The organism is Mesorhizobium sp. LNHC229A00, from assembly GCF_000502415.1.
Classification (GTDB): domain Bacteria; phylum Pseudomonadota; class Alphaproteobacteria; order Rhizobiales; family Rhizobiaceae; genus Mesorhizobium.
Genome location: NZ_AYWQ01000001.1, coordinates 497,393 through 510,809 on the forward strand (window position 1 = coordinate 497,393; position 13,417 = coordinate 510,809).

13 protein-coding genes and 1 pseudogene are annotated in these 13,417 nt (G+C 62.9%); 8 read left to right on the plus strand and 6 right to left on the minus strand.

What is annotated here, in order from left to right:
- Nucleotides 1–4 precede the first annotated feature (4 nt).
- The 4 genes and pseudogenes from X742_RS167260 to X742_RS167250 all read right to left on the minus strand — a co-directional run bounded on the left by X742_RS167260 (nucleotide 5) and on the right by X742_RS167250 (nucleotide 4,136).
- Entirely contained in the window at nucleotides 5–319 is a 315-nt protein-coding gene (locus tag X742_RS167260) for an antibiotic biosynthesis monooxygenase (RefSeq protein WP_023769912.1), read from the minus strand.
- A gap of 57 nt (nucleotides 320–376) precedes the next feature.
- Nucleotides 377–1,483: a TonB family protein gene (locus X742_RS167255; RefSeq protein WP_348524163.1), complete on the minus strand. Its 1,107-nt coding sequence runs from the start codon at nucleotides 1,481–1,483 to the stop codon at nucleotides 377–379.
- 34 nt (nucleotides 1,484–1,517) lie between these two features.
- Nucleotides 1,518–1,956: pseudogene (locus X742_RS01000000169500) on the minus strand (hypothetical protein).
- Between the two features lie 2 nt (nucleotides 1,957–1,958).
- Nucleotides 1,959–4,136, minus strand: coding sequence for a TonB-dependent hemoglobin/transferrin/lactoferrin family receptor (locus tag X742_RS167250; RefSeq protein WP_023769914.1), 2,178 nt, complete (start codon nucleotides 4,134–4,136; stop codon nucleotides 1,959–1,961).
- Nucleotides 4,137–4,336: 200 nt separating this feature from the next.
- Between X742_RS167250 and hemP the strand changes: the two genes are divergently transcribed.
- The 5 genes from hemP to X742_RS167225 are packed head-to-tail and all read left to right on the plus strand — an operon-like array spanning nucleotide 4,337 to nucleotide 8,443.
- Nucleotides 4,337–4,543, plus strand: a complete 207-nt coding sequence (hemP, locus tag X742_RS167245) for a hemin uptake protein HemP (protein ID WP_015317483.1) — start codon at nucleotides 4,337–4,339, stop codon at nucleotides 4,541–4,543.
- Nucleotides 4,544–4,566: 23 nt separating this feature from the next.
- Nucleotides 4,567–5,619, plus strand: coding sequence for a hemin-degrading factor (locus X742_RS167240; protein ID WP_023769915.1), 1,053 nt, complete (start codon nucleotides 4,567–4,569; stop codon nucleotides 5,617–5,619).
- A gap of 10 nt (nucleotides 5,620–5,629) precedes the next feature.
- The gene (locus X742_RS167235; protein WP_023769916.1) at nucleotides 5,630–6,574 is read left to right on the plus strand and encodes a hemin ABC transporter substrate-binding protein; all 945 of its coding nucleotides are present in this window, start codon (nucleotides 5,630–5,632) and stop codon (nucleotides 6,572–6,574) included.
- Nucleotides 6,544–7,644 (plus strand): iron ABC transporter permease, encoded by a 1,101-nt coding sequence (locus X742_RS167230; RefSeq protein WP_023769917.1) that lies wholly within the window; start codon nucleotides 6,544–6,546, stop codon nucleotides 7,642–7,644. The genes X742_RS167235 and X742_RS167230 overlap by 31 nt, the downstream gene beginning before the upstream one ends.
- Before the next feature lie 7 nt (nucleotides 7,645–7,651).
- Nucleotides 7,652–8,443: a heme ABC transporter ATP-binding protein gene (locus tag X742_RS167225; RefSeq protein WP_023769918.1), complete on the plus strand. Its 792-nt coding sequence runs from the start codon at nucleotides 7,652–7,654 to the stop codon at nucleotides 8,441–8,443.
- Nucleotides 8,444–8,476: 33 nt separating this feature from the next.
- Here the strand turns inward: X742_RS167225 and rirA are convergent, their stop codons facing one another.
- Entirely contained in the window at nucleotides 8,477–8,941 is a 465-nt protein-coding gene (gene rirA, locus X742_RS167220; RefSeq protein WP_023769919.1) for an iron-responsive transcriptional regulator RirA, read from the minus strand.
- A gap of 273 nt (nucleotides 8,942–9,214) precedes the next feature.
- On the opposite strand from rirA, the gene X742_RS167215 reads away from it, so the two are divergent.
- The 3 genes from X742_RS167215 (at nucleotide 9,215) to X742_RS167205 (ending at nucleotide 11,804) form a co-directional block, all read left to right on the plus strand.
- A complete protein-coding gene (locus X742_RS167215) occupies nucleotides 9,215–10,510 on the plus strand; it encodes a DUF445 domain-containing protein (protein WP_023769920.1) in 1,296 nt (431 codons plus the stop codon).
- Between the two features lie 106 nt (nucleotides 10,511–10,616).
- Complete coding sequence (locus X742_RS167210) at nucleotides 10,617–11,045, plus strand: phasin family protein (protein WP_023769921.1); 429 nt, start codon at nucleotides 10,617–10,619, stop codon at nucleotides 11,043–11,045.
- Between the two features lie 261 nt (nucleotides 11,046–11,306).
- Complete coding sequence (locus X742_RS167205) at nucleotides 11,307–11,804, plus strand: MaoC family dehydratase (RefSeq protein ID WP_023769922.1); 498 nt, start codon at nucleotides 11,307–11,309, stop codon at nucleotides 11,802–11,804.
- Between the two features lie 120 nt (nucleotides 11,805–11,924).
- Here X742_RS167205 and X742_RS167200 read toward each other — a convergent pair whose 3' ends face one another.
- The gene (locus X742_RS167200) at nucleotides 11,925–13,325 is read right to left on the minus strand and encodes a PLP-dependent aminotransferase family protein (protein ID WP_023769923.1); all 1,401 of its coding nucleotides are present in this window, start codon (nucleotides 13,323–13,325) and stop codon (nucleotides 11,925–11,927) included.
- Between the last annotated feature and the right edge of the window lie 92 nt (nucleotides 13,326–13,417).

Consider the following 13,417-nt stretch of genomic DNA (forward strand, 5'->3'; position numbering starts at 1 on the left):
ATATCTACGCGCCCTCGACGACGGAAAAACCCTCGAATTGCGGGTGGCCGAGAGAGTGGACTTTCGTCATGCCGACATTCCGGTGGGCGGCGCGGAAATTCTCCGACTTGGTCCAGGCGACGAAATCATCGTGAGTTGCCCACACCGTGTGCGACGCAAACAGCGTGTAGCCCTCGGTCTCGTTGACCGGACCGCGCAGCAGGTGGAACTCGCGAAAACCCTTCATGTCGGCCAGGCTGGAGTCGCGGTTCTTCCACACGGCTTCGAAGGCGCGCTCCGAGCCGGTCTGGACCTTGAAGCGGTTCATGGCGATGTACATGGGGTCTCTTTCATGCGGATGTTGATGGTTGCGCCGCAACGTCTGTTCCGGGCCTGGTCAAAACGGGCCGATCCCGACCTCGAACTCCAAGCTCGGGTTCGATTCCTGTGACGGAATTGGAGGGAAGGGAGCGGCCTTGCGCACGATGCCAAGCGCGGCCTCGTCGAAAGTCGGCGATCCCGAGCTTTCCAGAATGCGCAACTGGTCTATGTTGCCCTTCCTGCCTATGGCGAATGCCACAACCGCATTGTTACGGGCGGCCAGTTGCAGCGAAGGCGGGAGAGTACGATTGACGCTGCCGAGCTTTCGAAAGACGTTGCCGCGGTAACTGTCTTCCGCGGCGCCGCCCGGGTCTTTTTGCCTTTTGCCCTTGCTGGCCGCTTCCGCCAGCCGGTCCTGGCCATCGGCCGTGCCGCTCCGTTCCTCCGCTCGAGCAGTCGCAGGGGCAGCCGTTGGAGTTGGCCTTGCAACGGGGATCGGCGGTTGGTCCGGAACGGTGACAGGCATTTCGCTGGTTTCGGCCTGGGCGTTCGGCTGTGCCGGCGTTTCTGTCCTGGCAGCCACGCTCTGGTCATCCGGGCGCGGGGTTGCCGCCACCAGTATGTCCGGCGTGGCCACGGGCTGTTTGACCGGTTCCGCCGAGGGCTCCGAAGTCTGCTTCGCGGCGTCCCGGGCAGGCTCGGGAGCGTGTGTCATCGGTTCCTCCGCGGGCTGAGAAGGTTGGGTCGGCGCCGGCCCGGCCGCCTTTGCCGGATGAGGCTTGGCCGTCGGCAGGGGCGGCACCAGCGTGACATTCATTGCCGCCGGGTCCTTGTCCAATGCACTGCCTGCGACCTTGTCACCTTTGTGATCGCCGCCTTCCGACTGCTCTGCCTCCCTGGAATCGAACCTGCCGGCGGACGAGATCAGAAAAACCGCCGCCACGCCGGCATGGAGCAGGCAGGAGATGGCGATCGCAGCCTGCCACTTGCCGTTGCTGGCTTGCGCTCGCGCCTGGGCAAGTCGCTCTGCCGGCGCTATTGCCAGCTCGTTGCCAGCGTCGGGGGAAGGACTGATTTCCTGCATGTCGCGGGCGCGAAATTGCAGCGATGCGCCTAGACTTGTCAAATCAAGATCGGTTGCCTCAACCGGTAACCAATCGAAGCCGGCCAGCGGCCCTGCCACGGTTTTTCCTGGGAATGCGGGATGCGGTCCCGCCTCAGGCGCCGAAAGCGATGGGGGTCTTGGTGTCCGTCCTCAGCTTGCGCGCGCAGGCAGTTGGTTCGACGCCCGTGCCAGCGCAATCCGTCGCGCTGTTGATCAGTACGCGGCCCACCCTGGTGCAGTCGGTGCCGGCCAGGTCTAAGCGCGTCACCTTGGTCTTGCCGTGCGGCAGGTCCTTGAAGTCGAGCACGGTCAGCCGGTCGACGACGCCGGCCTCGTTGAACAGGGCGATCTCGAACGCCGCCTTGGTCAGGTCGGCGCCGAGATTTTTGCTGACCAGGAAGGTCAGCCGGCAGCCCTTGTCGGAAGGCTGCGCGGCATTAAAGTTCGAGGGTCAGGACCGGCGCGGACTGCTCAGCCCACGCCGGAACTGTCGTCAGCGACATCGCCAGCGTCGAGGTCAGCGGACGAAGGGATGTCGTCAAGCGCGTCATGGTCAGCCTCCAAAGCGCATGGTTGCCGCCAGCTTCAGCGTGATACCGGGTTCGTAGACCGCAATTGTGGTGCTGCCGTTCAGCGGATTGGCGTATTTGACGTCGAACAGATTGTCGGCGCGGAAATCGACTTTCAGATCGTCGGTCGCCTGATAGCTGGCGAAAGCATTGACCAGTGTGTAGTCCGCCGCGACGGCATTGCCCTTCGGCTTGCCGTTATACTGCACCTCACCGCCGACGGTCAGCTTGTCCTCGAGGAAACGCAGGCCTAGCTGAGCGGTGACCTGAGAGGAGGGAATAGTGGCGAGGTCGGCTTCCACACCCTTGTAGGAAACGGTGTGGCCATCCGTGATGGAGGCCGAGAGGCCGGCATAGCCCCATGCCGCGTCATAGACGCCTTCCAGCTCGAAACCGTTGATCTTGGCCTTGGCGAAATTTTGATACTGGAAGCAGATCGGGATGCCGGGGCCGAAGGGGCAGCCACTGCCTGGAGCGAACGGCGACAGCGTTACGCCGTCGATATAGTCGTCGACATCGTTGTTGAAATAGGCTGCTTTCAGGCGCAAGGCGTCGCCCGGCTCGAAGATATCGTTCTGCTTGTAGTTGACGCCGAGCTCGGTCGTCTTGCCGGTTTCAGGCCGCAGATTTGGATTGGGCAGGAACGGGAAGCTGACGCCGGCCGGATGATTGCCGCTGATCAGCGTTTCCGTGATCGAGGGAGAGCGGTAGCCTTCCGCATAAGTGCCGTAGAATTGCAGGCCGGCAAGCCCGCCGCTGTTGAATGGCGAGACACCGACGGTGACGCGCGGGGATAGCCTGTCGCCGGAAATATCATGCGTGTCATCCTTCAGGCTGTAGCTGTCGTAGCGCAGGCCGGCGATGACTTCGAGCCAGTCCCAGGTGAGCTTGTCCTGGACATAGGCGCCGGACACGTTGCGCTTGCCCGACGGCGTGTAGAAACTGTCGCCCCCGGCCGCGCCACCCGTCTTGACGCTGTCGCCGACCCAATCGCCGCCATAGGTCAGTTCATGCGCGATGCCGCTCGTTTCGAACCGCGACGTGTTCCAGATATCGATGCCGGTCGTGCCGACATCGAATGTCGACAGTGATCCTGCCGGCAGCACCACGGGAAGACCGGTCACCGGATCGAACCGGTTCTGCGGCGCGAGACTGGTCAGGTCGAGATTGGTCTTGTTGTAGGACGTGTTGATGTGGAGATCGAGCCAGCTCTTGTCTTCGTCCGTGATGTTGTAGCGGGCCGTGAAGGTGTTCGACTTCAGGTCGACATCGTTGACCGGCACGCCGCCGCTGGTCTCGTCCCAGTCGTCGCTCGAACCGACCCAGCCGAGCTTGAGCTCACTGTTCTCGGTGGGCCGGACGGTCGTCTTGAGCAGGCCGCTCAGCACGTCGAAGCCGGTGCCGTTGACGGTGTCGCCGTCGCCGTCCTTGTAGTTGTCGTAGGCGCGGTAAACGATGTTGCCCAACACGTCCCAGTTCTCATTGATGCGATAGGCACCGGTGGCGCTGGTGGTCCAGCCCTTGCCGTTGCTCTCGTATCGTCCGGTGACGGAACCGGCCCAGGTCTCGTCGGGCTTGAGGAAATCGACCGCATCCTTGGTGTCGAAGAAGACGACGCCGCCAATGGCGCCGGAGCCATAGGTGTTGGCGACAGGACCACGGATCACGTCGACGGATTTGACGAGCTCGGGATCGATGTAGAAGGTCGACTGGGTGCCGTGGTCGGAACGCTGGAAATCCTGGCGCGCGCCATCGACGATCACCGCGACGCGGCCGAAATCCTGCAGGCCGCGGATGTTGATGCTGGTGCTGACGCGCCTGGCGTCGGCCTGTGCAGCGACACCAGGCACACCGAAAAGCATCTCGTTCGGCGTCGTCGCCATTCGGCGATCGAGCTGTTCCTGGTCGACATGGCTGGCCGAGGCCAGCGACTGAATCGCCGTTTCGCCTGTGCGGCTGAGCACCAGGATCTTGTCGAGAAGCGTAGCGCCCGCTGGGGCTGCCCTTTGCTGTTCAGCCTCTTTCGCTTGATCAGTCGGCTGCGTCGCCTGTTGCGCGTGCGCCGATGGCGCGGATAGAGCGATCGCTGCCACGCTTGCGAGCAAAGCCGCCGCACCGTTCGCCGCCGACCGGCCGCGCCATTCCCTAACTATCAACCCCATGCCCCCAACTCCAAATCCCAGGTTCCATGCTGGCTGGCCCGGGGCTTGCTGGCATTTTTGATCGTATCCGGCATCTTAAATGTTGACTCATTTAGTCCGGTATTGCACTGACTAGTAAACATGATTATTCGAGTCAAGAAATTAATCGGCAGTTCGCAACGCCTAGCCAGATGCCCGGCACAGGAAAGGGATCGACCCAGATGAACACGCACAATCCCAACGAGTTTCGCTATCGTGTCCGCCGTTCCGACGACACCTCCACCCGTTTCGATCGGGTCTCGCTGGCGGTGCGGACACTGTCCAGCAACACGCTGTTCCAGGGCGAGCACGAAATCGGCATCGAGCATCATGGCGCGCTCTACCGGCTGAAGATCACCCGCCAGGGCAAGCTCATTCTCAACAAGTAACGCAAGGCATCAGGGGTAAAGACATGGATCAGCGCCTAAAACCCGCTCCGCATGAAATCCGGCGGGCCCGGACCGAGAATCCGAAAGCGCGCGAGCGTGACCTTGCCGCGCAGCTCGGCATTTCGGAGGCCGAGCTGGTGGCGGCGCATTGCGGCGACGGCGTCGTGCGCGTCGAACCCCGCGTCAACGACCTTCTGACCGGTATCGAGGCTGTTGGTGAGGTGATGGCGCTGACCCGCAACGAAAGCGCCGTACACGAGAAGATCGGCGTCTATGACAAGGTTGTCACCGGCAACAATAATGCCATGGTGCTCGGCGAGAACATCGACCTGCGCATCTTTCCGAAAGTCTGGGCGCATGGCTTTGCCGTGGAGAAGCGCGACGGCGACGACATCCGCCGCAGCCTGCAGTTCTTCGATGCGGCCGGCGACGCCGTGCACAAGGTGCATCTGCGCCCGGCCTCCAGCCTTTATGCCTACCAGAAACTGGTCGCCTCGCTGGAATCGCCGAACCAGGAGCCGACGATAGACATTTCAGGGCCGGTTCTCGATGAGGAAAGCGGGGCCGAAGCATCGACGGCGAGCCTGCGTGACCGCTGGAGCCGGCTGACGGACGTGCACCAGTTCTTCGGCATGCTGAAGACGCTGAAGCTCAGCCGCCGACAGGCGGTGCGCATGGTTGGCCAGGACTACGCCTGGCTGCTCGACAATGACGCGGTGCGAGCCATGTTCCATCACGTCGCCGAAAGCGAGATGCCGATCATGTGCTTCGTGGGCAACCGCGGCTGCATCCAGATCCACTCCGGTCCGATCAAATCGATCAAGTCCATGGGCCCGTGGATCAACGTGCTCGACGAGACCTTCCACCTGCACCTGCGCACCGACCACATCCATGAAGTCTGGGCAGTGCGCAAGCCGACCAAGGACAGCCATGTCACATCGCTCGAGGTCTATGCCGCCAATGGCGATATGATCATCCAGTTCTTCGGCAAGCGCCATGAAGGCGAAAGCGAGCGCGACGACTGGCGTTTTCTGGCCGAGCACCTGCCGCGCATTCCGAACCCGACGGCAGCCTGAGGAAAGTGTGATGCGTTTTGTTTCGAGACCGTCCGCCCTGCGCGGATCGATGATCGGTTGTGCAATCGGCCTTTCCATGGCTTTCGCCGCGTTGCAACCAGCTGGCGCAAGCGAAGGCGTTTCGGTGTTTCCCGATCCTTCGAAGATCGTCGCCATTGGCGGGTCCATCACCGAGATCGTCTATGCGCTTGGCGAGGAGAGACATTTGGTGGCGCGTGATTCCACCAGCCTCTATCCAGAGGCCGCGCTCGACCTGCCTGATGTCGGTTACATGCGCCAGCTGTCGCCGGAAGGCGTCTTGTCGGTCAATCCGACAGGCATAGTGGCATTGCACGGCAGCGGCCCCAGGGAAGCCGTCGACGTGCTGAAGAAGACGAGCATTCCTTTCATCGAAGTGCCCGAGCAGTACAACCGCGAAGGCATCCTCCAGAAGGTTCGCATTGTCGGCAAGGCGATCGGGGTCGAGGCCAAGGCCGAGGTGCTGGCCAAGGCGCTCGATGCGAAACTCACAGCCGCCGAAAAGCAGACAGCCTCCATCAGGGAGCGCAAGCGCGTGTTGTTTATTCTCTCGACGCAGGGTGGCAAGATCCTGGCGGCCGGTAGCGAAACCGCTGCCGACGGCATGGTCAAGCTGGCGGGCGGGGTCAATGCGGTGGAAGGCTTTTCCGGCTACAAGCAAATGTCGGACGAAGCGATCATCACCGCCAGGCCGGACGTGATCCTGATGATGAGCAATGCCGGGCCGCCGGTCTCGGACGACGGAGTGTTCGGCAATCCATCCATCGCCTCAACGCCGGCCGGAACGGCGCGCAAGCTGATCCGAATCGATGGCGCCTATCTACTCGGCTTCGGGCCGCGCACGGCCGACGCGATCCACGATCTCGCCGTTTCTCTCTATGGCGCACAGGTCACGGACCGAGCATCATGGCCGACCAGTCGATCGCCGGTCCGGTGAAGGCGACGAGGGCATCCGAAGGGGATCGTTCCGGCCGCGCCCGTGCCGTCATCCTTCTGCTGTGCGTGTGCTTGGCGATCGCCGTCTTGCTGTCGCTCACATCCGGGGCGTCGGATGCATCCGCCGTGACCGTCTTCAGGGATTGGCTCTTTGGCTCCGCCCCCGGCGATGCGGTGCCCAACGCCCGCGACAGCTTGATCGTCTATTACATCCGCATGCCACGCATCATCCTCGGCATGTTGGTGGGTGCGGCGCTCGCGGTTTGTGGCGCCGTCATGCAAGGGCTGTTCCGCAATCCGCTTGCCGACCCCGGACTGATCGGCGTATCCGCAGGGTCCAGCCTTGGCGCGGTGGTGATCATCGTGCTTGGCGGGACCGCGCTGGCCCCAATGACCGCCTTGCTCGGGACGCTTGCACTGCCACTTGCGGCGTTCGTCGGCGGTCTCGTCACCACATTGGCGCTTTATCAGGTCGCCACGCGACGGGGCCAAACCTCGGTCGCCACCATGCTGCTCGCCGGCATAGCCCTGGCGGCACTTGCCATGGCGCTGACCGGAACACTGATATTCATGGCCGACGATCGCCAGCTGCGCGACCTGACCTTCTGGTCACTGGGATCGCTCGGCGGTGCGACATGGGCCAAGATTGCTTCCGTCGGACCCATAATCGTCCTGGCACTGGCGGCGATGCCATTCCTGGCCCGCGGCCTTAACGCGCTGGCGCTGGGCGAAGCGACCGCGGGCCATCTCGGCATTCCGGTGCAGCGGCTGAAATACACCGCCATCATCGGCGTTTCGGCGGCGGTCGGCGCCTCCGTCGCCGTCAGCGGCGGCATCGGCTTCGTCGGCATCGTCGTGCCGCATCTGCTGCGCCTGCTGATCGGGCCCGACAATCGCTACCTGCTGCCGGCATCGGCGCTGCTCGGCGCCTCGTTGTTGCTGCTCGCCGATGCGGTCGCCCGCACCATCGTGGCGCCGGCCGAGCTGCCGATCGGCATCGTTACCGCGATATCAGGTGCGCCGTTCTTCCTGTGGATATTGCTGCGCAAGCGCGGCGTGATCGATTTGTGAGGCTGGAATGATCGAGGCGAGGGATGTTTCGATTGACATCGCCGGCAAGAGAATCGTTGCCGGTGTCGATTTCGATGCGCGGCCGGGCGAGGTGGCGGCAATCGTCGGCCCTAATGGTTCGGGCAAGACGACCTTCCTGAAGGCGTTGTCAGGGGACCTCGCCTATATCGGAAGCATCGTTCTCAACGGCCGCGACCTCGCGGCAATGAAGCCGGTGGAGGTCGCCGTCCAGCGGGCCGTGCTGCCGCAAGCGACGACTCTGTCGTTTCCTTTCACTGTGCGGGAGGTCGTCACGCTTGGCCTGGTCGGTGGCCGTTCGGGCGTGCTGCCGGGCGAGGACGGACGCCTACCGGAACGGGCGGTGGCTCGGGTCGATCTCGACGGTTTTGCCGGCCGCTTCTACCAGGAGCTTTCCGGTGGCGAGCAGCAGCGTGTCCAGCTTGCGCGCGTGCTGTGCCAGGTCTGGGCACCGGTGCTCGACGGCAAGCCGCGCTATCTGTTCCTGGACGAGCCGGTGTCCAGCCTCGACATCAAGCACCAGCTGATCATCATGAACATCGCCCGCGACTTCGCCAGAAGGGGCGGGGGCGTGGTTGCGATCCTGCACGACCTCAATCTGACGGCCGTGTACGCCGACCGCATCTTCGTGATGCATCGCGGCCAGTTGGCCGCGAGCGGCTCGCCCCACGACGTGCTGAGTGATGAGCTGATCGAGAAGGTGTTCGATTGCCGGCTCAAGGTCGGCGTGCTGCCGCCCGGCAACATGCCGTTCGTGCTCCCGCAATCGTCCGTCAGCTGATATTCAGCCGATCCTCGCGCGACGCGGCAGTGATCAAGCCGCCGGGGCGCGGCGCTCCGTCAGCATGTCGATGCCGAGAAGGGCGCGCACATTCGGCCGTGCCGCCACAAGGTCGGCGATCGTGTAGCGGGCAAGCACAGCGAAGAAGGCGTTGAGCGCTTCGCGCAATGCGGAGTTCAGCGCGCAGCTGTCGATCAGGGGGCATTCGGCGGCATCGTTCTCGAAGCACTCCGCCATGGCAAAGCTTTCCTCGGTCACGCGCACGACGTCGAACAGGCTTATCGATTCGGCGGCACGACCGAGCCGTACCCCTCCGTTCCGCCCGCGCACGGTCTCGACCATGCCGTTCTCGACCAGAGGCTGAAGGATTTTGAACAGGAACAGTTCCGACACCGAATAGGCGGCCGCGATCTCCGGGATGCGGCTCAACCGGTCATTGTTGGCGGCGCAATACATCAGAATGCGCATGGCATAGTTGGTTTGGCGCGTAAGCCGCATCTTGTCCTCACTCGGCGCTGATCTGATGCAACCACGCCAGATTCTAAACTTTGCTGGCGCGGCCCTCGTCCGGAATCCGGATCGCTGCACTGGTTTCGGCGGAATATGGCCTATACCTTGGAATAATTCCAGACTAGCCGGGCATCATAGATGAATAGGCTCGTCAACTTTACGTGCGTCACCGGGCAAAAGCCGGGACAGACAAACCGGCTGCCACGGGCATTCCGGCCGCGGCACTAGATAGGCCTGAAATAGACGAGGAGCGGCCCATCCATGGCTCAGTCCGACCAACCCCTGGCGCCAGTGCGGTTCGATGCCGACGCTGGCGACAAGCTTTCCGCGCTACGGCGGACAAAGTTCGTCGCCACGGCGGCATTGGCACTCTGCGTGGTGGTCTTTGCCTTGGCCAAGTCTTTCCAGAGCAGCTATCCATGGCTCGGCTTCGTGGCCGCCTTTGCCGAGGCGGCAACGATCGGTGGCCTCGCCGACTGGTATGCGGTGGTGGCGCTGTTCAAACGGCCGCTCGGGCTGCCGATCCCGCACACGGCCATCATCCCGGAAAACCAGGACCGCATCGCCGACAATCTCGGCCGTTTCATCGAGGTCAATTTCCTGGCGCCGGAACCGGTACGTGAAAAACTCGCCGAAGTTGATTTTTCGGCGCTCGTGGCCGATTGGCTGGCCGATACTGAACGTGCCGCCGGCCTGTCGCGTTTCGTCGTGCGGCTGGTTCCGCGGACGCTTGCCGCCGTCGAACAATCCGGTCTGCGCGGCTTCGTCACCAGCCGCATGCTCGAACAGATCGAAAAGGTGCCGCTGGCACCGCTTGCGGCCGAACTTCTGTCGGCGCTCACCGACGACCGCCGCCACCAGAAGCTGTTTGACGAGTTCATCAAGGTCATCGGCCGGTTTCTCAACGACGAACAGGCGCTGGCGACGATGCGCGACAAGATCCGCGAGGAACTGCCGTCGCTGTTCAACCTGTTCCGGGCCGACGCCTATCTCCTGAAGAAGATCGTCGCTTCGGCCGGCTCCTTGCTGGACGAGGTGCGTGCCGATCCCGACCACTCGATGCGTGCCGAGTTCGACCGTTTCGCGCAAGGTTTCGTCGAGCAGCTGCGCACGTCCAAGCAATATGCCAGGCGAGCGGAGAAAATGAAGCGCGACTTCCTCGCCAGACCCGAAATCAGGGCGCTGGCCAGCGACTTGTGGGAGAGCCTCAGCCTGTTCATCGAGCAGGACGCCAGGGCGCCGAATTCGTTGATCAGGGAGCATCTAGCCAACATGTTCGTCGAAGTCGGCCGCCATCTTGCCGGAGACGCGCAGATCCGGGCCGACATGAACCAAGGATTCGTGGTGGCGCTCGCCTCTTTTGTCGAGAGCCAGAAGAGCGGTGTGTCGAAATTCATCGCTGACCAGGTCAAGCGCTGGGACCTCGCCCAACTGACACGCCTGATCGAGATGAACATCGGCAGGGACCTGCAATATATCCGGTTCAACGGCATGATCATCGGCGGGCTGGCGGGCATCGTACTTTACACGATCGAGTTGCTGCTCCCAGTCAATTGATCCCTATCGATCGCCTAGGCCCGTGTTCGAAATGGACACGAGGCGTTCGAGTGCTATTCTCCTCGATGAGGGCGACCGCGACCGCGGCAAAGGGGAGATGAGAATCATGGCCAGACAATCGGAATCCGATTCCTTCATGGAAATGTTCGGCAGGTTCGGCCGTGACCTGAAGGTGCCGAATGTGGATGTCGAAGCGATTCTTGCGCATCACCGCAAGAATCTCGAAGCTTTGGAGAAATCCGCGCGTGCCGGGGCGGCTGGGACGTCCTCGCTGTTGTCTAGGCAACGCGAAATGCTGCAGGACACGCTGCGTGAAATCGCCGACATGGCGCAGAGCTACCGCGCATCGGGCAATCCGCAGGAGTTGATGGCCAGGCAGACGGAGTTTGCCAGAAAATCCTTCGAGGCTGCGCTCAAGAACGCCGGGGAAGTGGCTGAGCTGGCCAGGAAATCAGGCGCAGAATCGATCGACATCCTGCGCGCGCGCATCAAGGAGGCGATGGAGGAGGTCCGCGCCGGTTACGGGGAGAAGTAGGTTCTCATGGGCTGTCGTTCCGCTCTCGGCCGGGCACACCCCGTTCCCGATACCGCAACCTTTCGCACAGTTGCATTAGCGCCACGCCATAAGCTCCCGCCAGTCCGAAAAGGTCGGAAAAGACCCAATTCGCCTGCCATCGCCTGGCAAGACATGCCACGAGTGAGCGCGAATCCGCCGGAACGGATTTTGCGCGGGACGAATTGACAGAGGCCGCCGGTTCGTGGTCCGGAAGCTTTGGAAGCGATCGGGAAAGCAGGAATGACGGAAGTACGGCCTAAAACGCCGCCAACCTACGAGCAGCTGAGAACGATGTCCGGACAGGAGCTCGGCGTCTCGGAATGGACCACGGTCGACCAGAACCGTATCAACCAGTTCGCCGAATGCACCGGCGACCATCAATGGATCCACGTCGATCCTGAACGGGCGCGGCGGCAAAGCCCGTTCCGCACCACGATCGCGCATGGATATCTGACGCTGTCGATCATCGGCGCGCTGGCCCTCGAAATGGGGATCGTGCCCGAGAATACGCAGGCAGCCTTCAACTATGGTTTCGACAAGGTGCGTTTTCTGGCGCCGGTCAAGGTCGGTGCACGCATTCGCCTGCGCACGACACTGCTTTCCATGGAAGACAAAGGCCCGGGCCAGTATCTGATGAAGGCAGACAACACGGTCGAGATCGAAGGCGAGGAAAAGCCGGCGCTGATAGCTGAAACACTCGTCATGCTCTACGAGCGCCGCAAGCGGGCAGGGGCCTGAACGGCGACCCGCCAGGCCATACCGCCGTCCCGAAAAATGATTGCGCCGACATTCCCTCGAATGTGCGAGCAGTCGACTAGCAGCCTGAAGTTTTCCAGGCAACGGGAGGCGCGTGCGATGTCAGCGAGCCATCACCGTTTCGAGCACCTTGAAAATCCGCTCGTCCGCGCACTGGGCGATGTTGAAGCGCAGGAAGCGGCTGGCGGACCGCGACAGGCTGAACGCATTGCCGGGCGCCAGCACGATGTTGTCAGCGAGCGCACGGCGGGCGGTTTCGGCCGCATCCACGCCTTCCGGCAGGGTGCACCACAGGAACAGTCCGGCCGGCTGCTCGATCCAGGGTGTGATGCCGATCGCTTTCAGCCGGGCGCTGGTCTCGCCCATGGCCCGCGAAAGGCGGGCGCGCAGCAAGTCCATGTGCTTACGGTAGCTGCCGTCCTTCAGCAGCATCAGCACAAGTTCGGCCGCCAGCCGTCCGCCGCCGAAAGTCGTGGCGATCTTAAGATCGGTCAGGCCCTCGATCCAGTCACGGGGCGCGGCGATGAAACCGCAGCGAACCGACGCCGACAGTGTCTTGGAGAAACTGCCGATCTGGACGACGCGACTAAGGCCATCGAACGCCGCCAGCCTTGGGGCAGGAATGTGCTCGAAGTCGGCGAAGATATCATCCTCGACGATGGTCAGATCCGACTGGTCGGCCAGTTTGAGCAAACGATGGGCCGTCACCGGAGACAGGATCGCGCCGGTCGGGTTATGGATGCCCGAGTTGGTGATGTAGAGGCGCGGCCGGTGTTCGGCGAGCGCCTGGGCGAACAGCTCGATGTCCGGCCCCGACGGCGTGTAGGGCACGCTGACGACCTTGGCGCGGTGGGCGCGTAGCAGAGCGTGGAAATTGAAGTAGCAGGGATCGTCGACCAGCACGGTGTCGCCGGGCTCGATCAGGAACCGGCACAAGAGGTCGATGGCCTGGGTGCCCGATTCCGTCAGCATGATCTGGTCGGGGGTGGCTTCTATGCCGTGCCCGGCCATGCGCCGCGCCAGCAATTGCCGCAGCGGCGGCAGCCCGAGCGGCGTGCCGTAATCGGCAAGCGCGACATCTTCGGCACGCGCGACCGTGCGCAATGCCCGGCGCAGCCCGGCCTGCGGCATCCATGAAGCCGGCAACCAGCCGCAGCCGGGTTTCAGGACCTCGTCGCCAGCCTCCAGGGATTGGCGCGAGACCCAGAGCGGATCGACGGCACGGTCGAGCCGGGGACCGATCTCAGCGAGCGACAGCGGTGCCAGCGCCCCGGCGGCATAGAAACCGGAACCGGGCCGCGAACGGATCGCGCCTTCGGCGGCAAGCCGTTCGTAGGCCTCGACCACCGTGGATTTCGACACCTGCATGGATTTGGCGAAAGCGCGGATCGAGGGCAGCCTTGCTCCAGGCGTCAGGCTGCGCGCGGCAATGCGCTGCCGGATGGCGGCCATGACCCCTTCGACGAGAGTTCCGCCGCTGTCGAGCCTGACTGCTTCATCCATCTGTACCTTCCAGAAACCATGACAGTTTTGTCGAATTGTACTGCATTGTCTCTGGTGGCGCCATAGCTGCAGGCCCAATAGAGGGCGAGACA